Below are 23,412 nucleotides of genomic sequence, written 5' to 3' on the forward strand. Positions count from 1 at the left end.
CTACGACACCGCATTGCAGACATGAGTACTGATGTCGTAGTTCATCAGACTGATGTCTGTGGGGCGATGTCGTAGTTAGTTGGGAGGAAGGAAGTAGCCTACTGGCGGGGCTCAGGCTTCACCAGCGGGAACAGCACGGTCTCACGGATACCAAGGCCGGTCAGGGCCATGAGGAGGCGGTCGATGCCCATGCCGTTGCCGGAGGTGGGCGGCATGCCCTGCTCCATGGCGGAGAGGAAGTCCTCGTCAAGGACCATGGCCTCATCATCGCCGTCTGCTGCCAGGCGGGCCTGGTCTTCGAAGCGGTCGCGCTGGATGACCGGGTCAATCAGCTCGGAGTAACCGGTGGCCAGCTCGAAGCCACGGACATAGAGGTCCCACTTCTCGGTGACACCAGGCTTGGTGCGGTGCTGACGGGTCAGCGGGGAGGTCTCCACCGGGAAGTCTTTCACAAAGATCGGGCCGTGCAGCTGATCTTCACACAGCAGCTCCCAGATCTCCTCGACCAGCTTGCCGTGGCCCCAGCCGCCCTTCTCCGGAACAGCCAAACCGATGACAGCAGCGATCTCGCGTAGCTCAGCCACAGTGGAGTCAATGGTGACCTCAGGCTGACCTGGGAACTTCCGCTGCAGAGCTTCGTTCAGGGATGGGTACATCTCGATGGTCTTCCACTCGCCACCGAGGTCGTACTCAGTTCCATCAACCAGGGTCACCGCAGTGGTGCCGAATACTTCCTGGGCCACGTGCTGCACCAGCCCCTGGATTAGGGCGGCGCCCGTCTCATAAGTGCCCCAGGCCTGGTAGGTCTCCAGCATGGCGAACTCAGGTGAATGGGTGGAATCGGCACCCTCGTTGCGGAAGTTGCGGTTGACCTCGAAGACGCGCTCCATGCCACCGACAACACAACGCTTCAGGAAGAGCTCCGGTGCGATGCGCAGGTAGAGGTCCAGGTCGAAGGCGTTGGAGTTGGTCACGAAAGGACGGGCAGCAGCGCCACCGTGGAGGGTCTGCAGCATCGGGGTTTCCACCTCAAGGAAGTCCTGATCCTCCAGGTAGTGGCGCAGCGCACGCATGACCTTGATGCGGGTCAGGGCGTTGTTGCGGGCCTGTTCACGCATGATCAGGTCGGTGTAGCGGTGGCGGACGCGGGTGTCCTCGCTCATGTCGGCGAAAGCGACCGGAAGTGGGCGCAGGGACTTGGAGGCCATGTGCCAGGAGTCGGCCATGACGGAGAGCTCGCCACGCTTGGAGGCGATCACGCGGCCGCGGACGGAGACGATGTCGCCCATGTCCACCTCGGCCTTCCATGCGGCCAGGGACTCCTCGCCCACGGCGGCCAGGGACAGCATGGCCTGGACGGTGCTGCCATTGCCTTCCTGGATGGCGGCGAAGCAGAGCTTTCCGGTGTTGCGGATGAACATCACGCGGCCGGCGATGGCTACCTCATCGGAGGTCTCATCACCAGCGGCGAGGTAGGTCACGCCCTCGGCATCGCCTTCGCCGACAACATATTTGCTGCGGAGATCGGAGATGGAGATGGTGCGGTCCACCTCAACGGGGTAGGCGTCCTTTCCACTGTCCAGGATGCGCTCGCGCTTTTCGCGACGAATGCGCAGCTGCTCAGGCAAATCGGCGGAATTGTTCTTGGAAGTGGAATTGGAGTCAGTCACGGATACCAAGATTAGCCGATACCAGGGGTGGAGGAGGAATCACTCGATATTTTTGAAACCGATTCCCAGGGGGAGGCCGACGTTGTCGGTGAGTTGGACGTCGCCAAGCGTGACCGCAACAAACAGCCGCGCGTCACCGACCTCAGGCGCCGGCCCCATGTCCAGGCCGCGGAGCTCAAGGGAATCCGGCGTCACGCCGGCAGCCTCCAGCACGCCACGGGTGGTCTCAAGGACAACCTCCGCGCCGTGTTCAGCGGAGTGCGCACCGGCGGTCAGCGCGGCGGCGATCGCGGTGGCGCGGTCCCGGTCAGCCTCCGGGATGCGGGTGTTACGCAGGGAGATCGCCAGGCCATCCGGCATGCGCACGGTGGGCACGCTGTGGAGTTTCACCGGAATGTGGAGGTCATTGATGGCGCGCTGCACGGTCACCAGGTGCTCATAATCCTTATCGCCGAGCACCACATCAGACGCAGCTGTCACTCCAATCATGCCGAGCACACGCGTCACGGCTTCTGTACCCACCTGCGTGCGCACCCCACTGGGCCACAGCATTTCCTCGGTGTAGGGGAAGAGTGCGTCAATGTGCTCCCCGCGGATGCGCTCATGATCAGCCTCCGGGCCGGCATAGGCCACCACAACCACGGCACCCGGAAGGCGTTTCGCGGCACGGATCAAAGCGATGTGGCCTGCATGAAGGCCTTTCCCGAGTGGCACCAGCACCACCGGCTTACCTGTACGTCGCAACGCGCGACCGAACATCCCGATCTTTTCACTGCTGTCAAAAATTCGACCCTGCCCGTGCTCGAAGCTCATCCCCGGTCCTCCTTCTGGATTGCCCACAACTCGATATCCTGCGCGCGGGAGATCTCAGCCTGCCTGCGCGAGAGGTCCCGGAACAGTCGCTGCCGCCCGGGATCCTCGATGGATGCGTACTGCCCCATCAGATCATCAAGCTTAGGCATCGGCACAAACCGGTCAGCAGCGCCCTGCACGATCTCGCCGGTGGCCTCGCCGTCACCGATGAAACCATCCAGGAAAATCTCGGCATCCTGCACCAGTGTCCGGATATAACCCATATAGGTCACGGCGGCGGCGAGCTGGATGCGCTGGGCATCCTCAACCCGGATGGTGGAACCACCCAACTCCCCCACCAGCAATCCGACGATGGTCTCACCCAGCTCATCCGTTGAGGCCACCACCCAGCGATCCGCACCCAGAGGGTGAGCTGCCATCACGATCGCGCCGGAGGTTTCCAGTGGATCCATCACCTGGATACCGTGAGAAAGAGAGGTGTGCAGGAACATCTGCCCACGACGTGAGAAGGCCGTCAACTGCTCAACGGTGGCCTCCAGTTGGTCATCCGCCACCGCGATCACCACAAGTTCGCAGTTCCCGATTTCTTCAGCCCCGCTGACGGTTTCCACCATGTGGCCAACCGCCGACAATTCCAGAGACAGATCCACGGGGTTTGAACCATCAGTTAACACCCCGATCCGCAGGCGCGGTGCACGCACTATTTCTTACCCTTGTTCTTCGCAGCCGCCAGCAGGTCAGCCACGCTGACGCCACCTCGTCGCTCATCACGCCGGCGACGGCCACCACCGGCATCCGGGGCGGAGTGACGGGAAGGCTTCTCCTCTGGTTCAGCAATATCGGCAGCTGACTGTTCCACCTGCACATCCACCACATCCTGCGGCTCATCAGGAGCGGTCCACTCCGGGGTGGGCACGGTCTCCACGTGCTCCGGGGCCACCGGTTCAGGGGCACTGCTCTCAGCTTCCAGGTTCAGACGGTTCAGACGGTTCTGCTCAGTTTCCAGCTCAATGATGCGCCTGGCCTCAGCCTGGACCACCGCCGGTTCATAGACCCACTCGCGGCCGGAGAGTTCAGAGAGCTGCGCACGCATCTCCTCGAGCTGCTGACGGATCTCCTTCAGCGTCTCATTTTCCTTCACATTCAGCTCTGCCTGGTGTTGTTTCTCCAGACGGAACTTCTCGGCCTGAGCCTCAGCCTGCTTCTTCTCCAGCTCCGCGCGGTGAATGGTTTCCTGCTCATCAAGTTCCTGGCGCGCCATCTCCACCTGCTTGCGGTCACGGTAGAGAAGGAAGAAGGCGAGGATGGCTGACCACAGCGCTGCCAGCAGGGCGATCTTCTGGGCGCCGTCACTGTCCGTGAATAACATGATCACGCTGGCGACCAGAGCCAGGCCGATGAGAACCATCAACAGAATCTGTCCGCGGTCGGCAGAAGGCTGCTGCTTCGGCTCGCTGCCCGACGATTCTTGACTCATGGATTCCAATCTAGCCGATCGTTTCCCCGGATTGTGTAGGCGGGACCTCGCAACTGCGTTCAAGATATAATCCGGCGGCGGCAAGGGCGATCCCTCCCAGCGCAGAAGCCAGGGCACCAGGGAGATCCTCGGATGCCGCAATCAGCTCGCCCACGCGGGGAATCACAAAACTGGACACGCCCACATAGATTCCACCCACGATCGCACCGGTCCACGCCCCCGCGCGGCCCAGGATCATCAGCTGCGCAACCGTCACCGGATTCATCTGACTGCTGTCCTGACCGATCATGCCGTCACCGACCCGGCCACGGACCTTCACAGCCGCGAACACACAGATCACGGCCAACACCCACAGGCTCACCGACACGGTCACGGGGATGGTGGTCATGGACCCGTAGAAACGCCACGTGAGTATCGCAGAGACCGCGGCGATGAAACCACCGACTCCGATCAGCACCGCAGTGGACGTTCTCTGCATGGGCTAGGACTCCCTGACCTTGGTTACGCCTTCAATGTCTGTGGGATCCAGGTTCTCCACCAGGGCTGCCACGGTGGATCCGTGCAGCACCGCCTCTGGTTCAATCTCCAACCATGGGATGAGCACGAAGGCACGTTGCCAGGCCCACGGATGCGGGAGGGTCAGTTCGGGGTCGTCCGAGAGCAGTTCATGCCCACCGTCACGAACCTGAACAATGTCCACGTCCAATGTCCGCGGGCCCCATTTGCGGGTGCGGACGCGATCGGCGTCATTTTCCAGTTTCTGTCCGCGACGCAACAACTCAATGGGGGTGCAGTCGACATCCACCACGAGAATGGCATTGAGGAACTCATCCTGATCCTCCACGCCCCATGGCGGGGTGGCGTAGATGGAGGAGACCGCAACAGTCTCATCCTTGAATTCCTCAAGAACCCCCTGCAGGAGGGTGTAGCGGTCATCCATGTTGGATCCGATGGAGAGCACGGCACGCATCTAGTTCACTGCCTTCTGATGAGTCTTCTGATTCTGGTGGGTCTTCCGCGAACGACGGGCAACCACTGCCACGTCCCCGAAGGTGCGTGGGATCGGCGCCTTCGGCTTATGGATGGTCACCTCAACGGCATGCAGCGCACCGAAGGTCTCCATCACCTTCTCCGCAGACTCAGTGGCCACGGTTTCAATGAGATCGCGGGACGGGCCCTCCACGATGTCTGCAATCAGGAGTGCCAACGCACCATAGTCCACGGTGTCAGAGAGATCATCGCTGGCACCTGCCGCGGAGAAATCCATCCAGCAGGTCACATCCACGATGAAAGGCTGGCCCTGTTCCTTCTCAAAATCGAAGACCCCGTGGTGTCCGAAACATTCCAGGCCCTTGAGTTCAATACGGTCAGCCATGATAGGCACCTGCGCTTCTCCAATGAGCTGCCACATCCACGGCGTCACGGGACACCGGAACATTATGCACCCGGACCCCCCAGGCACCCATGTGGGCAGAGACTGCGGTAACGGCGGCGGTTGCCGGGTCGGCGTCGACAGGCGTCACCTCAAGGCCACGTTCACGCCGCACGCCGGCAAGAAACCTCTTGCGGGAGGCACCCACCAGGATCGGGAACTCGCCGCCGATGAACTCAGGCAGTGCATTGAGCAGCGCCCAGTTATCCTCGCGGGACTTGGCAAAACCGAGGCCCGGGTCAAGCACGATCTGGTCCCTGGACACCCCGGCGGCCAGCGCGCGGGCGACCAGCTCATCCAGGGTCTGGTGCACATCGGCGACAACATTGCCACCATGATCGGCATTACCGGCCGCGTCACCGAACTGCACGGTCCGCCAGTGCATGAGGCACACCGGGATCTTGGCATCAGCCATCACGGCGAACATCTCCGGATCGGCCAGACCGCCGGAGACATCATTGATCATGGACACCCCGGCCTCAGCCGATGCCGCAGCCACCGAAGCGCGCATGGTGTCCACCGAGGTGTGGATCCCCTCCTCGTGCAGCGCACGAATCACCGGCACCACCCGGTTGAGCTCGGTCTCGGGATCAACGCGCACGGCGCCGGGGCGGGTGGATTCACCACCCACATCGATCATGTCCGCACCTTCAGCCACCAGCTGGCGGGCATGGGCAAGAGCCAGGTCCACCTCCACGAAGCGGCCACCGTCGGAGAAGGAATCCTCGGTGACGTTGACAATCCCCATCACCAGACACCGACCCGGGATGGTCAGGGTGTCCACATTCATCTAGTTCCCCCGAATCAGGCTGAAGATCTCCGCGCGCGAAGCCGCATTGTTCTTGAAACCACCGCGCACGGCGGAGGTGGTGGTGACGGCACCCGGCTTCCGGATGCCGCGCATTCCCATGCACAGGTGCTCGGCCTCAATCACCACGGCGACGGCCTGGGCATCAAGCTTGTCCACGAGCGCATCAGCAATCTGTGATGTCAACCGCTCCTGCACCTGAGGGCGCTTCGCGTACATGTCCGCGAGCCTGGCCAACTTGGACAGACCGGTCACCTTGCCACTGTTACCGGGGATATAGCCGATGTGTGCCACGCCGAAGAACGGCACCAGGTGGTGCTCACAGGTGGAGTAGATCGGGATCTCCCGGACCAGAACCAGCTCCTGGTGATCCTCGGAGAAGGTCTTTTCCAGCACAGAGGTGGGATCCTCGTGAAGGCCGGCGAAAATCTCCCGGTAGGAGCGGGCCACACGTGCCGGGGTGTCCAGCAAACCCTCGCGCTCTGGATCCTCGCCCACGGCGATCAGCAGTTCGCGGACCGCAGCCTCAGCGCGTTCCTGGTCGAACTCCCGCACCGCGTCGATGTTGTTAGACACGCTTGTCTCCTTCATTGTCAGCTCCCGGCTCTTCTGCCTGATCGGCATCGATATCCACGGCGTCCTGCATCATGCCGGGGCGTTCTTCCACAGGCTCGGAATTGTCCGGATGATCCGGACGCTCATGGTCCGGCAGACGGAAACCGATGACCTGTGTGGGAGCATCCCCCGGGCTGCTGCCCTTGTTTCCACGGGAGACATTACCGGGGGTGTGCTCATCGCCGGTCGACTGGTCCATCAGTTCCTGGTCGCCGAAGCCATAAGCCTTCATGCCGGGGTGTTCCCCACTGTGGTTCTTCCGGGCATAAGGATTGGGGCGGGAGGTGTCGGGTGCAGGTCCCTGCTCCGGAACCCTGGTGGCGCCGCCGAAGTCGGTGCCACCGGCATTCGCACTGCCCGGCACCGTCCAATCAGCTGGCGGCGGGGTGCCATAACGGTTGGGAGCCGGGGTGGAACCGGTGCTCCCGGGAACCTCAGCAGGGGTGTCCCCGGCGGGCTTCTGCGCCTCGAGTTCCTTGCGTCGACGTTCACGGGCCGCCTTGGATGCCTCCACAATGGAGAAGCGCTTCGGTGGTTCCTCGCCGCGTTCGATGGCCAGCTCCACCGGGGTCTTCACCGGTTCGCGGCCCTCCTGCTGCGGGAAGCGGGAATCCTCGTCCGGGAACACCTCATCAATGCTGCGTGGCACGATATCGGTGAACAACACCTCAAGGTCAGGACGACGCAGGGTTTCCTTCTCCAGGAGCTTCTCCGCCAGTTCGTCCAGGTGATCGCGGTACTCATGGAGGATCTGATAGGAGACCTCATGGGCCTTGTTGAGCAGGTAGTTGACCTCGGTGTCGATCAGCGCCGCCACCTCCTGGGAGTGGGTCAGCGTTCCGCCGCCCCCACGCCCTGAGAAGGGATCGCCCTGTTCCTCACCGTATTTGACCATGCCCACCGCGGGACTCATGCCGTATTCGGTGACCATCGCGCGGGCGATTTTAGTGGCCTGTTCGATGTCTGCCGAGGCACCGGTGGTCGGTGCACCGAACACGAGCTCCTCAGCTGCGCGGCCACCCATGGCGAAGACCAGGCGTGCGAACAACTCATTGCGGTTGTACATGCCCTTGTCATCTTCCTGGGCGGTCATGGCGTGGCCGCCGGTACGACCGCGGGCGAGGATGGTCACCTTGTACACACGCTCGATATCAGCCAGGGCCCACGCGGACAGGGTGTGGCCGCCCTCGTGGTAGGCGGTGACCTTCTTCTCCTGCTCGGAGATGATCTTGGAGGAGCGTCGTGGACCACCGATCACGCGGTCGGTGGCCTCCTCGAGTGCGTCAGCGGTGATCACGTTGCCGCCGATGCGGGCGGTCAGGAGAGCTGCCTCGTTGAGCACATTGCCCAGGTCCGCACCGGACATACCTGCGGTGCGCTTGGCCAGTGACTTGATATTGGCATCGGGGGCGAAGGGCTTGCCCTTGGCGTGGATCTCCAGAATCTGCTCACGACCCCTGAGGTCAGGGGCGGTGACGGGAATCTGGCGGTCAAAACGGCCCGGGCGCAGCAGAGCCGCATCCAGCACATCGGGACGGTTGGTGGCGGCCATGAGGATGACGCTGCCACGGTCACCGAAACCGTCCATCTCCACCAGGAGCTGGTTGAGGGTCTGCTCACGCTCGTCGTGGCCACCACCCATTCCTGAGCCACGGGCACGGCCCACGGCGTCAATCTCATCGATGAAGATGATGCAGGGGCTGTTCTCCTTGGCCTGCTTGAACAGGTCACGGACGCGGGAGGCACCGACACCCACGAACATCTCCACGAAGTCTGAACCCGAGATGGAGTAGAACGGCACACCCGCCTCGCCGGCAACAGCGCGCGCCAGCAGGGTCTTACCGGTTCCGGGAGGGCCATACAGCAATACACCGCGTGGGATCTTGGCGCCCAGTTCCTGGTAGCGCGTGGGATCCTCCAGGAAATCCTTGATCTCATGGAGTTCATCCACGGCTTCATCAGCACCGGCCACATCTGCGAAGGTGTTGGTCGGGGTGTCCTTGGTCAGCTGTTTTGCCTTGGATCCACCCATGCCGAACATGCCACCGCCCTGCGCACGGGACAGGAAGAAGATGAGCAGACCGAAGATGATCAGCATCGGCAGGATGAAGCTGAGCATGGAGACCAGGAAGTTATCCTGGGTGACGTTGGTGGTGTAGGACTCAGCGCCGGAGGCTTCCACCTTCTCGAAGATCACCGGTGCGGTGCGCGCCGGGTACTGGGAGATGATCTCCTCCACACCCTCGCGTTCCTCCACGTCGATAGGCTCACGCAGGGTCAGGCGGACGCGCTGTTCGCGGTCGTCGATCTGTGCTTCGGCGACGTTGCCGGCCTCCAGCTGCTCCATGGCAACGGAGGTGTCCACTTCCTGGAAATTCCTGGTATCACTGGTGAACAGTGAGAACAGGAACAAAACAATGAGGACTACGGCGGCGATGCCACCGTATTGCAGGTATTTCTTGTTCTTCATGCGCAATGGCCGTCCCGGCTGGAGCCTGCGGTCCGGCCCATGCCTTTCTCGGGTCTATGGGTGAAACACTGGGTGGAGCATTAGGTGAAACTCTGACTAGCAGGTCATTGATGTGTCAACGTTCGGCAGGGCAGAATCGTTCCCACACCTAATCCGAGTAGACGCGTGGCTCGAGGGTACCCACATAGGGCAGGTCGCGGTAACGCTCGGCGAAATCAAGGCCGTATCCCACGACGAACTCATTCGGGATATCGAATCCGACATCGTACATGTCGATGTTGGCGGTCAGCCGCTCCGGCTTACGCAGGAGGGTGATCACGTTGAGGGACTTCGGGTGGCGGTTTTTCAGGTTGCGCATGAGCCAGGACAGGGTGAGTCCGGAATCGATGATGTCCTCGATGATGAGGACGTTGCGGCCTTCAATGTCCTTGTCCAGGTCCTTGAGGATGCGCACCACGCCGGAGGATGAGGTGGAGTTTCCATATGAGGATACCGCCATGAACTCGGACTGCGTGGGGATGGACAACATGCGGGAGAAGTCCGCCAGGAAGTAGAACGCGCCCTTGAGCACGCACACCAGGATCAGATCCTCCTCGGAGTCCTTGAACTCCTCGGAGACCCGGTCAGCCATCTCACGGATGCGCTCCTTGAGCTTCTCTTCGCTGATCAGGACGGACTCGATATCGTCCCCATACGGGTTGGTCGGGACGTTGAAGTCCTTCTGGTCTGCCATCTCCACGTTGTTGCCCATAGTCTTACGCGCACCTTCTTTTGTTCGTGTGTTGTCTCAACCGGTGACCCTAAGCTTGCCACTTACACGCACCACTTCCAACCTCCCCGTGGCGGCTTTGCCCACCGCCACGCCCCCCTGCCCATGCCAATGGGTGAGCAGACGGTCCACCGCCTCCACCTTCCGTGAGGTCACGCGCACCCCATGGCCGCGCAGGAAATCCGCCAGCATGCGCCGGCGCAGTGCGAACGGTTCGCTGGCCAGCGACACCGGAAAACCATCTGACCACTCACTGCGACGCTTATCGACGAAAAACTCCAACGCCTCGCCCTCCATGGCAGCCCTGCCTGCCGCGAGCGCCAGTCCCGGAACCGGATCACCCTCGTGGATGTCGCGAAGAAGTGGAATCAACTGCTCCCGGATGGACACCCGTCGGAAAGCGTGGTCGAAATTCTGCGGATCAGACCACGGCGAGAGTTGTAATTCCTCGCAGGCCCCGTGGGTATCGGCTCGCCGCACACCCAGAAGGGGTCGGATGATGGTGAGGTCGGGGCGTCGAGAAGCACTTTTCATCCCCGCGGGATTGCCCCGCAGCCCGGCGAGCAGGAAGGTCTCGGCCTGGTCATCCATGGTGTGCCCGGTCCAGATCATGTCGGTGAGCTGGGCAAACTCTGCATAACGAGCCTCCCGCGCCGCAGCTTCCATGCTGCCTGCGGGCACGGTGACGGACCGGATCACCGCCCGCGCGCCCATGGATTCAGCCTGGTGGGCAGCCATTTCGGAGACCGCGGCGGAATTGTCCTGCAGATTGTGATTGATGCAGATCGCGGTGACGCGGGCCCCCTCCGCGCGGGCGGCGGCCACCAGCGCGAGGGAATCAGGGCCCCCGGAGAGCCCGATATGGACATGCTCACGCAGATACGCGCGGACCGCCACGCGCAGTTTCAGGAAATGCGGGCTGATTCTGGGCAGGGGTAGATCGCCGATGGTGGCGGGCACCTAGAACTCCCTGAGGACGGTGGCCATCTCATCCATTGCGGCGCGTGCATCAAGGATATTCGACCCGTTGGACACGAATGCGAAGGTGTACACCCGGTCCGAGGTCACCGTTCCCGCAAGCGCGGAGGTGGCGGTGAGGGTGCCTGTTTTCGCACGGACCCAGCCGGCTCCACCGAGATCCTCATAACGATCGATCAGGGTGCCGTTACCCCCGGCGATGGGGAGGGTGTTGAGCAAGGGGCGCAGGGTGTCGCCGGTGGCGGCGGCGTGGAGGAGATCATCGAGAAGTCGCGGGGTGATGAGGTTGTCAAAGCTCAGTCCTGAATTATCCACGATGTTCACACCCGTGAGATCAAATCCCTGTTGCTCGAGAATATCCATGGTCAGGCGTGCTGAGCTGGCGGTGTCGGTGGGTTCCCCGCGGTGCTGCGCCACCTCGCGGCCGATGGCCTCGGCCATGACATTGTCGGATTCCTCCATCATGCGACGCAGCCGGGTCTCCAGGTTTTCAGATTCTGTGGTGGCCAGGACGAGCGCTTCAGAGGTGGCGGTTCCCTTGCCGGTATCGTCCGCGCCCACCCGGTCCGCCAGGGCCTTCGCCACATCCAGGGCCGGGGTGTGGGTGCGGGGCAGATCACCGTAACTGCCACCGATGCGGCCACCTTCGATCATGACGGGTTCAACGGGGGCGATATAACCTGCATCGATGTCAATGCGCTCCCAGCCCGGCGCGAAGGTCTCAGCGCTCCAGATGGAGGTGTCCACCAGAACCGTGTCGATGCTCTGCCCCTCCAGCTGCTCCGCCAGATCATCGAGCTGCTCCTGGCTCATGGTGACATCACCCGCTGCACGGATCACCACCGTTCCGGGGGTATCCCCAGCTACGACATCAGTCGCGATGGTGTCATCCCATCCAAGTTCATAGAGTGCAGCGGCAGCGGTGAGGATCTTGGTTGCCGACGCCGGGCGGACGGGGGCATCCGGGTTCTGCGACCAGATGATCTCACCTGTGTCCACGTCCCGGATCTGGCCCACGAAACGCCCCAGCCGGGGGTCATCCGCGGCTGTTTCCAGCGCGGCCCGAAGCTGAGTGAAATCCACCTCTGCCTGGGCCTGGACGGGTTGGAAGATCTCTGTGGGTGCCGCCACCGTGTAGGCGGGAGGGTGGTTCAGGCTGTTGATCTGGGCGTTGATGCCCAGTCCCGCCACGCCAACCACCACAGCCAGTGCGCCTACCGATGAGGCAATCCACCAACCATTCTTCATGTGGGTTCTCCTCAACACTGTGTCTCTCCCTGGGATTCGGATCCGGTCTCACACCTTATATCGCGTGCCAACCCAGCCAGAAACCATAGACACGCTAGAATCTTGGGCTAGCATCAGACTTTTCATGATCACCCCTGATCAGCGACCGAGAAGATAAGGACATTCAATGAGCGTCGAAGTAACCGTTGAGATCCCGAAGGGTTCCCGCAACAAGTACGAGATCGACCACGAGACCGGCAAGGTCTACCTCGACCGTTACCTGTTCACCCCGATGGCCTACCCACTGGACTATGGCTACATCGATGACACCCTCGGCGAAGACGGCGACCCGATGGATGCCCTGGTCATCCTGCCTGAATCCGTGTTCCCGAATGTGATCGTGAAGTCCCGCATCCTCGGTGTGTTCAAGATGACCGACGAGGCCGGCGGCGATGACAAGCTCCTCGCGGTTCTGGATGACCCTCGCTACGACCACCTCCAGGACATCTCCGATGTCTCTGACTTCCTCAAGGATGAAATCGAGCACTTCTTCGTCCACTACAAGGACCTGGAGAAGGGCAAGCACGTCGAAGGTGCCGGCTGGGGCGACAAGGCCGAGGCTGAGAAGATCTTCGCTGACTCCATCGAGCGTTTCAAGGCTTAAGTTCTTGATAGATCCAACCCGCGTCCCTATCTGTAGGGGACGCGGGTTCTTTCTATTCCCCAGCCTGTCGGTAACCCCGGCGCAGATCCTCCACCACCCGTGGATGATCCAGGGTGGATGGCTCCAGCATGCGTGGTTGATTGTCTTCGCCGAATACCGCGGAGGCTGCGAGTACCTCCTGGTTGAGGAATTTCAGCTCAGGGGTATCAGAGCGAAGCTCTAGTTCCATTCCTGTTGGGCCGCACAGCTGGAAACCCCAGTCACCGAAGGTGGGCACGTGCACGTGATAGGGGATCACCGTCCCGCACCCAGCCGCGGTGAGTGTGGAACCAACCCTCCAGAACACATCCGGGGTGGTGTACGCGCTGGATGATTGGACCACCATCCGTCCCCCCTCATTCAGACGGGCTAGGGCGAGGGTGTAGAACTCCTGCGAGTACAACCTGGCCATCGTGTCATTGTTGGGATCAGGCAGATCCACGAAGATGGCATCATAACGCTGCCCCTGGGCACCACCACCGCGCAGCCACGTGAAGGCATCATCGGTGATCACCGATACCCGTGGATCCTCCATGGAACCTCCGTTGTCGGGACGCAGGATGGTGTTGGCCACCTCAATCACCATGGGATCAAGCTCCACCTGGGTGATCGCCATATCGGGGAAACGCAGCAGTTCCCGGGCGGCCAGGCCGTCACCACCACCGATGATCAGGGCGGATTGCGCATCATCGGCCAGCCCCGGATACACCAATGACTCGGTGTAGCGGTGCTCATCACGGGTGGAATACTGCAGTCCACCATTGAGATACAGGCGCATGTCAGCGCCCCGTTCAGTGATCACAATGTCCTGGTAGTCCGACTGCTGGGCGAACACCACCGGATCCCGGTAGAGCTGCTGCCTGGCAGTGGCCACGATGCCATCGGAACGGAGCAGGACGATCGCCAATAACGAGATGGCTGTCAATAATCCCACCACCGCGCCGATGAACTGGGGCCGGGGCAGCAGGTGACGGAGCAGGACGCATCCGACGAAAAGAGCGGCCAGGAGGTTGATCATGCCGGCCGCCGCCGCACCACGCATCATTCCCAACCAGGGCAGGAGGATGAAGGGCCAGGACAATCCACCGACCAGCGCACCGAGATAATCAGCGGCGTTCAGGGTGGCCACCAGGGATCCGGTGGTGCGGGCATCAGCAAGACGACCGCGTTGGATCATGGTCATCAACAGAGGTAATTCGGCACCGACGAGGATGCCGATCAGTGCTGTGGCCAGCACCAGCATCCACAGGTTCTGCCCCAGCACCGCGAATGTCATGTACAGCATCAACGCGGAGAGCCCGCCAACCAGCCCCAGGAGGGTTTCCACCGCCAGGAAGGTCTGGGCAGGCCAACGCAGGAAGGGTTTGACCAGGATGGCTCCCACTCCCAGTGCCGCCACATAACCCGCAACGATCAAGGAGGTTTCAACGATACCGCCGCCATTCAAGCTTGCGGACAGCGAAATCAACGCCAGCTCATACACCAGCCCCGATGCCGCACAGATCGCGACAGAGACCAGCAACAGCCAGCGCCACACCCGGCTTAATTCAGCCGGCCGAGCTAGATCAGACATGCAGCGTTGACTGCCCCCACCACGACGAGGATCACCGAAGCCACCACGGCACCGGAACGCAGTTTCGGATCCTCCACCAGATCACGGAACCGACCCGGGATGAACACCTCCAACAACGCCATCACGATCACCTGGATGACCAGACCCAAGGCACCGAACACCGCCGTCTCAATCAACCCCTGCCAGAGATTATCCGAGGAGTTGAGCACCGCCGTGACCACGATGATGCCGATGGATACCTGCTGCGCCACGGTGATCACAGCAGCATTGGGCAGGTGATGGACAAAGACCAGCTCATGGAGCTTACCCGGGGTGATGAGGTCCAAGATGACAAACCCGACCACCAGGATCACGGCGGCGAGGACAAAGTAGGCGAGGGTGCCCACGACACCATTGATCAGATACTCACTCATATTTTCCACTCCTGTTGTTATTTCACGCCGCCGCTGGATCCGGATGATCCACCGCTGGAATTGCTGGGTGCTGAAGGAACAAAACCTGGGCCGAGCCAGATGAACGCGCCGTTGTTCACACGCTCAAGGCCTTCAATGGTGATCCGGCAGTCAGACGTGCCCTCCCCGGCGACAATCACCAGCTTCTTCGGGTATCTGAGGTAGGTATCACCGGTGGCCGGGTCGGTGGCACGCTCGCTCGGACGCTCCATCGCTTCGATCCGGTCGGCCACACCGGTTTCACCCGCACAGCTATAGCTGCCGGAACTTCCCGACCAGCTCTCCGCGATGCGATCCTCCACCGGGGGTTTGGTCACCAGTGCAAAGATCAGGCTCAACACCGCGAAGAACAGGAAGATCAGGCCCAGTGTCCTGGCTGTTTTTGAATTCATGGGCGGTACTCACTCCTCGTGCTGACAATGGTGTTCTCCCCCGGGTACAGGTGGTGTGTCCACCAGTGCCACGTTCCGTCGATACAGGCACCACGCAATGCGGTGAGATGGTGATCACCCACACCGGGGAAACTAACGATCAGCCAGTCCCCACCGGCAGCGGCGATTGCGGACGCCTCCTCCACGAAGTCAGCTGGATTGAGCTGGCGGGTGGAGGTTTCCAGACGATAGGCAGGCTTGGTCATAGCCTCAGGCAAGGGCCATTCCTCCCCGGCGTTGCAGGAGATCTCCTCCCGAAAGCGCCCGGAGGGCGCGTCGACGGTGACCACATGGGAACCGCCAATCACCACCAGGTGCAGTGAGGACTGGGTGGTCGGGTCGTCGATAAGCAGATCAGCGAGGATCTCAGGCATGGGTGCATTCCAACGCACGCCCAGATCCCCGGCGCGGATATCAGCTGGGGTGCAGGTAAGTTGCAGCATCAGCTTCTCGGCGCGGGATAAACGGTCAGCTCGCCGGGCAGCACCTTCCAGCCCAGGGAGGGTTCCGGTGACGAGTCCTCGCTGAAGGTCTCAAACCCGAGCAGCCCATTGCCGCCGGTTTCGGCCATGTCCCAGTACTCGAAACGGCCGCTCTCGGGGACGCCGGTGGTGCCTTCGGAGTAGAACTGCCCCACGCCACTTTCCACCTTGCGGTAACGAACACCCTCGACCGTGAGTTCCTGCGCCGGCTGGACATCCAGATCAGGTCGGGAGATCCACCAGCTGAGGTTGAGTTGACCTTCGTCATAGTCCACGCTCAGGTACTCGCCACCCCTACCGCCCTCGAGAAGGTACTCATGCCAGGTGTAGGCACCCTGACGCATGGTGATCGCGCCGCGACAAACATAATCCACACCGCCATAACCCACGATCGCGCCGGGCCCCAACACATCCGGGCCGAAATCAGCCGACCCGTCACTGAACTTGAGAGGATCCTCGCGGGGCCGCGGTGTCTGCTCGGCGTTCTTCTTCTTCGCCGAGATGACAAAGAAGACGACCGCCACGATGGCGAGGACAATGGCCAGAATTAACCAGGTGGAATTCATGAAAACGTGCTCCCATGGGTTGGAGATTTGTTACCAGCAGAACAGTACATGGTGAAACGCTTATATAGCAGGGGCTACTCCATTCCCCGGACCGCGTCGTTAATGTAGATGGGGAAACAAGTCCTTTAACCACCATCCCCATGACAACAAGGAGCACATGATGAAGGAAGTCAGCGTCAACGAAGTTCCAGCAGACGCCCAGTTGATCGACGTCCGCGAAAGCGACGAATACGCCGAGGTCCGTGCAGACGGCGCCATCAGCATCCCCATGAGTGAATTCACCTCGCGTGTGGGTGAGCTCGACCTGGACCGCGACATCTACCTGATCTGCAAGTCCGGAGGCCGTTCCGCTCAGGTCGGTGAATACCTGGAACAGCGCGGCATTGACTCCATCAATGTCGCAGGTGGCACCCAGGGTTGGGTCCAGGCGGGACTTCCCCACACCTCTGCATAATGTGTAGGGCCCCTGCGGTGGGAAACCCTTAACCACGACATCGCATCCACGACATCAGTAGTGATGTCGTAGTTAACCGGACTGATGTCTGCAATGCGATGTCGTGGTTCGGGATTTCGGCCCCTCCAGACCCGTCCCCCAACCCCCTACCTCCCCGCCCCAGGTGAATTCTGGAGAAATTTTCCCACCCTCCCTTCCAGCACTGCAACCGCCAAAATCCCTGCCCAGGCCGCAGTCAGTGAGAAATAATTAATAATGGGCCTTAACCCATGATTAGCGCGTTCAACCTTTTGCCGTTATCGTGAAAGCATGCCTTCGCATCCCGATATTCCCAGAGAGCTCCTCGAATCCCCCAGCTACCAGCTTGAGAGACTCCGTCGCCGTACCCGCGATGAGGTGGAGTCTCAGCTGGCGCATCACGGCACCACCATGCGCGAATTCTGGACTTTGACCTGCCTGGTCAATGCCGATGCCTCCAGCCAGTCCGCTCTGTGCGACATGCTGGCCATCGATGCCTCGGATATGGTCAGACTCGTCGATGCGCTGGAGAAACACGGGTGGGCGAAGCGTGAACGTGACCCGAAGGATCGTCGTCGTCAGATCGTGGCGTCGACAAAGAAGGGTCGCGCCGCCCAATCGGAATTGCACAAGGTGGTGAGCACTGCGGAGGATGTCTCCCTCGATGAGTCCACTTCCAAGCAGTTGAAGCACCTTCGCAAATTGGCAGCCGCAATCATTTCCACTGAAGAGGACTAAATAGCAACGTGTCTTTAAGCAAGGTTCCCTCCCACTACCTGAGGGCATCCGACGCGCCTCCCAAACGCACCCTGTGGGACATTCTGACTGACATTTCCACCAGGTACCCTGAGGCTGCCGCCATCGATGACGGCCAGGTGCTCACCTATGCGGAGTTGATGCAGGAGGTCACCGCTCTCGCATCCGAGATGCATGCGCAGGGTATCCGTCGTGGTGACCGGGTGGGAATCCGCATGCCTTCCGGCACGCGCGATCTGTATATCTCCATCCTGGCGACCCTTGCCGCTGGAGCCGCGTATGTGCCGGTCGATGCCGACGATCCGGAGGAACGCGCCGAGATGGTTTTCGGGGAAGCCCACATCAATGCGCTGTTTGATGCCACCGGCTTCCACATGATCAAGCCGACCCCGGGTGGGGATACCCGCCGTCCGCGCCTGGATGATACCGCGTGGATCATCTTCACCTCGGGTTCCACAGGTAAGCCCAAGGGTGTGGCTGTGTCTCACCGCTCGGCGGCCGCCTTCGTGGATGCGGAGGCCCAGATGTTCCTGGTGGATCATCCACAGGGTCCGCTCGGCCCGGAGGACCGCGTGCTCGCCGGCCTGTCGGTGGCATTCGATGCCTCCTGCGAAGAGATGTGGTTGGCCTGGGGTCACGGTGCCTGTTTGGTTCCGGCTCCTCGCTCGCTGGTGCGTTCCGGCATGGACCTCGGTCCGTGGCTGATCCGTCGCGATATCACCGTCGTGTCCACGGTGCCCACCCTCGCCGGCCTGTGGCCTGCGGAGGCCCTGGCGCATGTGCGCCTGCTGATTGTCGGCGGTGAGGCCTGTTCCCAGGAGCTGGTCGAACGCTTATCGACGGATGATCGTGAAGTATGGAACACCTATGGCCCCACTGAAGCCACGGTTGTTGCCTGTGGCACCCAGCTCTACCCCGGCAAGCCTGTCGGCATCGGCCTTCCACTCGCCGGTTGGGATCTCGTGGTGGTTGATGCTGACGGCCAGCCCGTCGGCATGGGTGAAGTCGGTGAACTCGTCATCGGCGGTGTGGGCCTGGCACGTTATCTCGACCCCGAGAAAGACCGCGAGAAATACGCTCCCCTGCCGAGTGTGGGATGGCACCGCGCCTACCGTTCCGGTGACCATGTCCGCCTGGAGGAGGATGGCCTCTATTTCATTGGTCGCGTTGATGATCAGGTGAAGATCGGTGGCCGCCGCATTGAGCTCGGTGAGGTCGATGCCAATGTGGCTGCCCTGCCGAATGTGCGTTCCTCCGCAGTCGTGGTGCAAACCACCGGCGCCGATGAGAAGGTGCTCGTGGCGTATGTCTCGCTCGAGGACGAAGAGACCGGTTTCAACCATCGTGAAGCCTCCACACGCCTCGCTGAGATGATGCCCGCCGCCCTGGTTCCCCGCATCCACGTGATGGAGGAACTCCCGGTGACCACCTCCGGCAAGGTGGATAAGAAATCCCTGCCGTGGCCGCTGCCCGGCACCACCGTGGAGGCCGAGGGCCTCAGCGAGACGGAGAACTGGATCGCCGAACTCTGGGTTGATGTCCTCGGAACATCCGTGTCCGGCAATGATGCTGATTTCTTCTCCCTCGGTGGAACTTCCCTCGCTGCCGCCACCCTGGTGGGTCGCATCCGCGAGAAGGTCCCCACGGTGGCCGTGCGTGACCTCTATGATCACCCGCGTCTGGAGAAGCTCGCTGAGCGTGTGGAATCAGTGGCCACTGACACAGGGGTATCACTCAGTGAAACCGCCACCACCGTCCGCCGGGATGTCACGCTCGTGCCCGCCGGTACCCGGATTGCCCAGAGTCTCATCCAGATCCCGATCATGACCCTGCAGGCTGCCCAGTGGATTGCCTGGTTGGCTCTGGGTAACAACATCATGGCGGGTCTGGGCTTCGACTGGGCCAGGCCCATCTCCTGGTGGCTGGTCATCGGACTCATTCTCATCTTCGCCACCCCGATCGGTCGCCTCCCCATCGGCGGCTGGGGTGCCCGTCTGCTCACCCGGGGCATCCAACCCGGCGACCATCCCCGTGGTGGTTCCGTACATCTGCGGATCTGGGCTGCGGAACGGCTCGCAGATGCCTCCGGTTCGCGCAATATTTCCGGTGCGACCTGGGTGAACTACTTCGCCCGTTCCCTCGGTGTGAGTGTGGGCAAGGGTGTGGATCTGCACTCCCTGCCACCGATCACCGGCATGCTCACCCTGGGTGACAATGTGTCCATCGAACAGGAGGTTGATCTCCGCGGATACTGGCTCGACGGCGATATCCTCCGACTGGGAACCATTGAGATCGGTCGGAACGCCCGCATCGGAGCCCGCTCCACGCTGTTACCCGGCACCGTCATCGGCGAAGGTGCGCACCTGCTGCCAGGTTCCACCGTCACCGGCGACAAGGACATCAAACCCGGTTCCCGCTGGGCTGGATCCCCGGCGCAGAAGGTGGGCCGCGCGAAGCACCGCTTCCCCCAGGAACACCCACCACGGCGTACCCGCTGGGTTCCGGTATTCGGGGCCACCTCGATGCTGTTGTCCCTCCTTCCATTGGCGGCCATCGGTGTAGGTGCGGTGGTGACGTTGTGGTTGGCGTCGATAAGCTCTCTGACCCTTGTCTGGGGCGTGCTGCTATTTGCCACCGTCGGCGCGCTGGCCGCGTTTGTGGCTTACACCGTGGCCATCTGGGTGCTGGTGCGGCTGCTGAGCATTGGCGTTCGGGGTGCCATCACGCCGGTGAGGTCCAGGCTCGGTTGGCAGGTGTGGGCGATTGAACGCCTGATGGATGATGCCCGCACGTATCTCTTCCCGCTGTATGCGGCGCAGCTGACCCCGATGTGGTTCCGCAGTCTGGGCGCGAAGATCGGCAAGGATGTGGAGATCTCCACCGCCGTGATGGTGCCCAAGCTCGCCGAGATCCGCGAAGGTGCCTTCCTGGCCGATGACACCCTCATCGGTGGTTATGAACTGGGTAATGGCTGGCTGCTCACTGGTGAAACCAAGATTGGTAAGCGTTCCTTCCTGGGTAACTCCGGTATCGCCGGGCCTGAACGGAAACTGGGCAAGAACTCACTGGTGGCGGTTCTCTCCTCCACGCCGAAGAAGGCCAAGGCAAGCTCAAACTGGTGGGGTTCCCCGCCGGAGCGCATGCGCCGCGTCACCGTCGAGGTCGACGAGGGTGAGGCCAAGACCTACAACCCCGGTATGAGCGTCAAGATCTCCCGTGGTCTCATTGAAACCGCCCGTCTCTTAGCCCCGATGATGTCCGGTGTGCTCGCGGCTCTAACTCTTGTGATTCTGCAGTGGTTCACCATGACCTATGGGTTGTGGGCGGCCTGGCTGGTCGGTGGACTGGTGCTCATGGCTGTGGGTGTGCTCGCCATGGCGCTGACCGTGGTGGTCAAGTGGATCTGCGTGGGCAAACACAAACCCGCCGACCACCCACTGTTCAGCTGGTTCGTCTGGCTCAATGAACTCCAGGACACCTTCGTGGAAACCGTCGCCGGCCCCTGGTTCCTCATCCCGAACCTGGGCACGGGCAGCCTCAACCTCGGCCTCAGGGCCCTCGGCGCGCACATCGGAAAGGGCGCCTGGATCGAGAGCTACTGGTTCCCCGAAACCGACCTCTGCCACATCGGCCGCGGCGCCACGGTGGGTCCCGGCACCGTCGTGCAGACGCACCTCTTCCAGGACCGCGTGATGAGCCTGGACACCGTCACCGTCGCCGACGGCGCCACCCTGGGCGACCACTCCGTGGCCCTTCCGGCCTCGCTTATCGACGCCTCCGCCACCATCGGTCCAGGTTCCCTGGTCATGCGCGGCGACCGCGTCCCCGCCAACACCCGTTGGCAGGGCAACCCGATCGAGCCGTGGATCTAAGCTGTAAATAACAAAACACGAACAACCCTGTTGTTCGTGTTTTTGTTATTTGTGCCTAGTCACCGATCTGGTCACGCCCACGGAGGACGATCTTAGGATCTGGTTCCCCCACCACGTCATAGTCCTTGTCGGTGTAATCGAACTTGGACAGGACATAACGCATGGCATTGATGCGGGCGCGCTTCTTGTCATTCGACTTGATGGTGATCCAGGGGGACTCATCGGTGTCGGTGTACCGGAACTGCTCTTCCTTTGCGCGGGTGTAGTCATCCCACTTATCCAGGGAGGCCAGATCCATCGGAGACAACTTCCACTGACGCACCGGGTCCACCTGGCGGATGGCGAAACGGGTGCGCTGTTCCTTACGCGTCACGGAGAACCACAGCTTGGTCAGGGAGATTCCTGAACCCAGGAGCATGTTCTCCAACATGGGGACCTCACGCAGGAACTCCGCGTGCTGTGATTCGGTGCAGAAGCCCATGACACGCTCTACACCGGAGCGGTTGTACCAGGAGCGGTCGAAGAAGACGATTTCACCGGCAGCAGGGAAATGCTGGATATAACGCTGGAAGTACCAGGAGGTGGATTCCCGTGGGGAAGGCTTTTCCAACGCCACGGTGCGGGCACCACGGGGGTTGAGGTGCTCATTGAAGCGCTTGATGCTGCCGCCCTTGCCGGCGGCGTCACGGCCCTCAAACAAAATGATGTGGCGCTGGCCGGTTTCCTTGGTCCAGTTCTGCCACTTCAGCAGTTCGATCTGAAGGCCGCGTTTAATCCGCTCGTATTCCTCACGGGTCATACGCTCTTCATAAGGGTAATTCTCACGCCACGTTTCAATGGACGTGCCATCTGGCCGCAGGAGTATCGGATCATCCTCGTCGGAGTCGTCTACGATGTACCCGTCGGTCTGGGCGAGGTCGATGACGGGAAGATCATTCTCAGTGGTTTCAGCCATGAAGTGGATTCTACCCACTGCGGAAGTTTTGAGCGCGTTAACGTCAGAGTTCCCCATTACCTGGGAACAGAAATGCGAAAAGCTCCAATCCTTTTAAGGATTGGAGCTTTTCAGATCTCATTACGCCGGGGCGTAAGAAGAATTAGCCCAGCAGACCCAGCAGCTTAGCTACGTTGTCAGCCCAGTCACCAGCGGTCTTCAGGATTGCGAAGACGGAGCCGAAAAGGCCGGTGGAGGAAAGCTCGGAAACGTTGGTGAGGAAGTCAGTTACATCCTGCATGTGATTCTCCTTCTAGAGATTTCAGAGATTTTGTTAGTTGAAATTTGACTCTGAGAAATCTACCCAGCAGTCAAGGCAGCAATTAGCTGGAGAGGTTGCCTGCAGCGTCGCCGGTGGTCTCGGTCAGATCACCGAAGTTGGTGAAGAAGCTGACGATTGCGTTCAGCAGGTTCGGGATGTTCTGCAGAGCAGGGCCGAGGTTCTTGCCGAGGGTAGCGAAGTCGGACAGGTTGTCCTTGAGAAGGGAAAGATCCACGAGAAATCTCCTTGAGAGGACCAGCAAAGGAGCTGGTGATGGTTGCCAGTTTGCTGACGCCCTCAGGACGTCACCTCACTATTGAAGCACATATTTAAGGGCCGTCAAGGTGAAAAATAAAGTTTTCTCAGCGCCCCGTGACCATTTAAGAGTGAATGCAAAATTTGTTCATCTGATGTTCAAGATAGCCCTTGAGCTGGTGTTATTTAAAAAACGGGGAGGTTTTTTCACCAGAATGGCTGCCATTTGGGCAGGGTTGTGTAACGACCAGCTGAGAACCTTCGATTAAGGCCCGGCGAGCTGGAAGCAGATCTGAGAATCACCCAAAAACGGGGGTGATTTCAGGGGTTATCTA

25 protein-coding genes are annotated in these 23,412 nt (G+C 61.1%); 4 read left to right on the forward strand and 21 right to left on the reverse strand.

Annotated features, from left to right (window positions below; all coding sequences use genetic code 11):
* Nucleotides 1-98 precede the first annotated feature (98 nt).
* The 13 genes from lysS to dacB all read right to left on the reverse strand — a co-directional run bounded on the left by lysS (nt 99) and on the right by dacB (nt 12,280).
* Nucleotides 99-1,670: a lysine--tRNA ligase gene (gene lysS / locus CFAEC_RS11525; protein ID WP_290276958.1), complete on the reverse strand. Its 1,572-nt coding sequence runs from the start codon at nt 1,668-1,670 to the stop codon at nt 99-101.
* A 39-nt stretch (nt 1,671-1,709) separates the two neighbouring features.
* Nucleotides 1,710-2,483, reverse strand: a complete 774-nt coding sequence (locus tag CFAEC_RS11530) for a pantoate--beta-alanine ligase (RefSeq protein WP_290276961.1) — start codon at nt 2,481-2,483, stop codon at nt 1,710-1,712.
* Nucleotides 2,480-3,133 carry a 6PGD fold domain-containing protein gene (locus CFAEC_RS11535; RefSeq protein ID WP_290276964.1) on the reverse strand — a complete coding sequence of 218 codons (654 nt, stop codon included), beginning with the start codon at nt 3,131-3,133 and terminating at the stop codon, nt 2,480-2,482. The genes CFAEC_RS11530 and CFAEC_RS11535 overlap by 4 nt, the downstream gene beginning before the upstream one ends.
* A gap of 50 nt (nt 3,134-3,183) precedes the next feature.
* Nucleotides 3,184-3,960 carry a DUF6779 domain-containing protein gene (locus tag CFAEC_RS11540; protein WP_290276965.1) on the reverse strand — a complete coding sequence of 259 codons (777 nt, stop codon included), beginning with the start codon at nt 3,958-3,960 and terminating at the stop codon, nt 3,184-3,186.
* A gap of 10 nt (nt 3,961-3,970) precedes the next feature.
* Nucleotides 3,971-4,438 (reverse strand): DUF3180 domain-containing protein, encoded by a 468-nt coding sequence (locus CFAEC_RS11545; protein ID WP_290276968.1) that lies wholly within the window; start codon nt 4,436-4,438, stop codon nt 3,971-3,973.
* A 3-nt stretch (nt 4,439-4,441) separates the two neighbouring features.
* A complete protein-coding gene (gene folK / locus CFAEC_RS11550) occupies nt 4,442-4,930 on the reverse strand; it encodes a 2-amino-4-hydroxy-6-hydroxymethyldihydropteridine diphosphokinase (RefSeq protein ID WP_290276970.1) in 489 nt (162 codons plus the stop codon).
* Entirely contained in the window at nt 4,931-5,335 is a 405-nt protein-coding gene (folB, locus tag CFAEC_RS11555) for a dihydroneopterin aldolase (protein ID WP_290276973.1), read from the reverse strand.
* The gene (folP, locus tag CFAEC_RS11560) at nt 5,328-6,182 is read right to left on the reverse strand and encodes a dihydropteroate synthase (RefSeq protein ID WP_290276975.1); all 855 of its coding nucleotides are present in this window, start codon (nt 6,180-6,182) and stop codon (nt 5,328-5,330) included. Before folP ends, folB begins: the two co-directional genes overlap by 8 nt.
* Nucleotides 6,183-6,791, reverse strand: a complete 609-nt coding sequence (folE, locus tag CFAEC_RS11565; protein WP_435384233.1) for a GTP cyclohydrolase I FolE — start codon at nt 6,789-6,791, stop codon at nt 6,183-6,185. It abuts the gene before it with no gap.
* Complete coding sequence (gene ftsH, locus CFAEC_RS11570) at nt 6,769-9,285, reverse strand: ATP-dependent zinc metalloprotease FtsH (RefSeq protein ID WP_290276979.1); 2,517 nt, start codon at nt 9,283-9,285, stop codon at nt 6,769-6,771. The genes folE and ftsH overlap by 23 nt, the downstream gene beginning before the upstream one ends.
* Nucleotides 9,286-9,433: 148 nt before the next feature.
* Complete coding sequence (hpt, locus tag CFAEC_RS11575; RefSeq protein WP_290279909.1) at nt 9,434-10,018, reverse strand: hypoxanthine phosphoribosyltransferase; 585 nt, start codon at nt 10,016-10,018, stop codon at nt 9,434-9,436.
* A gap of 54 nt (nt 10,019-10,072) precedes the next feature.
* Entirely contained in the window at nt 10,073-11,014 is a 942-nt protein-coding gene (gene tilS / locus CFAEC_RS11580; RefSeq protein WP_290276980.1) for a tRNA lysidine(34) synthetase TilS, read from the reverse strand.
* Nucleotides 11,015-12,280, reverse strand: a complete 1,266-nt coding sequence (gene dacB / locus CFAEC_RS11585; protein ID WP_290276983.1) for a D-alanyl-D-alanine carboxypeptidase/D-alanyl-D-alanine endopeptidase — start codon at nt 12,278-12,280, stop codon at nt 11,015-11,017.
* A 166-nt stretch (nt 12,281-12,446) separates the two neighbouring features.
* On the opposite strand from dacB, the gene CFAEC_RS11590 reads away from it, so the two are divergent.
* On the forward strand, nt 12,447-12,923 hold the full coding sequence (locus CFAEC_RS11590) for an inorganic diphosphatase (RefSeq protein WP_290276986.1): 477 nt from the start codon (nt 12,447-12,449) through the stop codon (nt 12,921-12,923).
* A 52-nt stretch (nt 12,924-12,975) separates the two neighbouring features.
* Here the strand turns inward: CFAEC_RS11590 and CFAEC_RS11595 are convergent, their stop codons facing one another.
* Genes CFAEC_RS11595 through CFAEC_RS11615 form a run of 5 tightly spaced genes read right to left on the reverse strand, consistent with a single transcriptional unit; the run spans nt 12,976 to nt 16,466 of the window.
* On the reverse strand, nt 12,976-14,535 hold the full coding sequence (locus CFAEC_RS11595) for a polyamine aminopropyltransferase (protein WP_290276989.1): 1,560 nt from the start codon (nt 14,533-14,535) through the stop codon (nt 12,976-12,978).
* Entirely contained in the window at nt 14,523-14,948 is a 426-nt protein-coding gene (locus tag CFAEC_RS11600) for a DUF350 domain-containing protein (RefSeq protein ID WP_290276990.1), read from the reverse strand. The genes CFAEC_RS11595 and CFAEC_RS11600 overlap by 13 nt, the downstream gene beginning before the upstream one ends.
* A 17-nt stretch (nt 14,949-14,965) precedes the next feature.
* The gene (locus CFAEC_RS11605) at nt 14,966-15,379 is read right to left on the reverse strand and encodes a DUF4247 domain-containing protein (RefSeq protein ID WP_290276993.1); all 414 of its coding nucleotides are present in this window, start codon (nt 15,377-15,379) and stop codon (nt 14,966-14,968) included.
* Nucleotides 15,376-15,861, reverse strand: a complete 486-nt coding sequence (locus CFAEC_RS11610) for a DUF2617 family protein (RefSeq protein ID WP_290276995.1) — start codon at nt 15,859-15,861, stop codon at nt 15,376-15,378. Before CFAEC_RS11610 ends, CFAEC_RS11605 begins: the two co-directional genes overlap by 4 nt.
* Nucleotides 15,861-16,466 (reverse strand): DUF4178 domain-containing protein, encoded by a 606-nt coding sequence (locus CFAEC_RS11615; RefSeq protein ID WP_290276997.1) that lies wholly within the window; start codon nt 16,464-16,466, stop codon nt 15,861-15,863. The genes CFAEC_RS11610 and CFAEC_RS11615 overlap by 1 nt, the downstream gene beginning before the upstream one ends.
* A gap of 160 nt (nt 16,467-16,626) precedes the next feature.
* Here CFAEC_RS11615 and CFAEC_RS11620 point away from each other — a divergent pair, with 160 nt between their 5' ends.
* From CFAEC_RS11620 to CFAEC_RS11630, 3 genes are all read left to right on the forward strand, one after another.
* Complete coding sequence (locus tag CFAEC_RS11620) at nt 16,627-16,920, forward strand: rhodanese-like domain-containing protein (RefSeq protein ID WP_290279911.1); 294 nt, start codon at nt 16,627-16,629, stop codon at nt 16,918-16,920.
* A gap of 309 nt (nt 16,921-17,229) precedes the next feature.
* On the forward strand, nt 17,230-17,676 hold the full coding sequence (locus CFAEC_RS11625; RefSeq protein WP_290276999.1) for a MarR family winged helix-turn-helix transcriptional regulator: 447 nt from the start codon (nt 17,230-17,232) through the stop codon (nt 17,674-17,676).
* Nucleotides 17,677-17,684: 8 nt separating this feature from the next.
* Nucleotides 17,685-21,566, forward strand: coding sequence for a Pls/PosA family non-ribosomal peptide synthetase (locus CFAEC_RS11630; RefSeq protein ID WP_290277000.1), 3,882 nt, complete (start codon nt 17,685-17,687; stop codon nt 21,564-21,566).
* Between the two features lie 55 nt (nt 21,567-21,621).
* Here CFAEC_RS11630 and ppk2 read toward each other — a convergent pair whose 3' ends face one another.
* The 3 genes from ppk2 to CFAEC_RS11645 all read right to left on the reverse strand — a co-directional run bounded on the left by ppk2 (nt 21,622) and on the right by CFAEC_RS11645 (nt 23,057).
* Nucleotides 21,622-22,521 carry a polyphosphate kinase 2 gene (gene ppk2 / locus CFAEC_RS11635; protein ID WP_290277001.1) on the reverse strand — a complete coding sequence of 300 codons (900 nt, stop codon included), beginning with the start codon at nt 22,519-22,521 and terminating at the stop codon, nt 21,622-21,624.
* A gap of 142 nt (nt 22,522-22,663) precedes the next feature.
* Nucleotides 22,664-22,801, reverse strand: coding sequence for a PorA family porin (locus CFAEC_RS11640; RefSeq protein ID WP_290277002.1), 138 nt, complete (start codon nt 22,799-22,801; stop codon nt 22,664-22,666).
* 82 nt (nt 22,802-22,883) lie between these two features.
* Nucleotides 22,884-23,057 carry a hypothetical protein gene (locus tag CFAEC_RS11645; RefSeq protein ID WP_290277004.1) on the reverse strand — a complete coding sequence of 58 codons (174 nt, stop codon included), beginning with the start codon at nt 23,055-23,057 and terminating at the stop codon, nt 22,884-22,886.
* Nucleotides 23,058-23,412 lie beyond the last annotated feature (355 nt).

Source organism: Corynebacterium faecale (genome assembly GCF_030408735.1).
In the GTDB taxonomy this organism is placed as follows: domain Bacteria; phylum Actinomycetota; class Actinomycetes; order Mycobacteriales; family Mycobacteriaceae; genus Corynebacterium; species Corynebacterium faecale.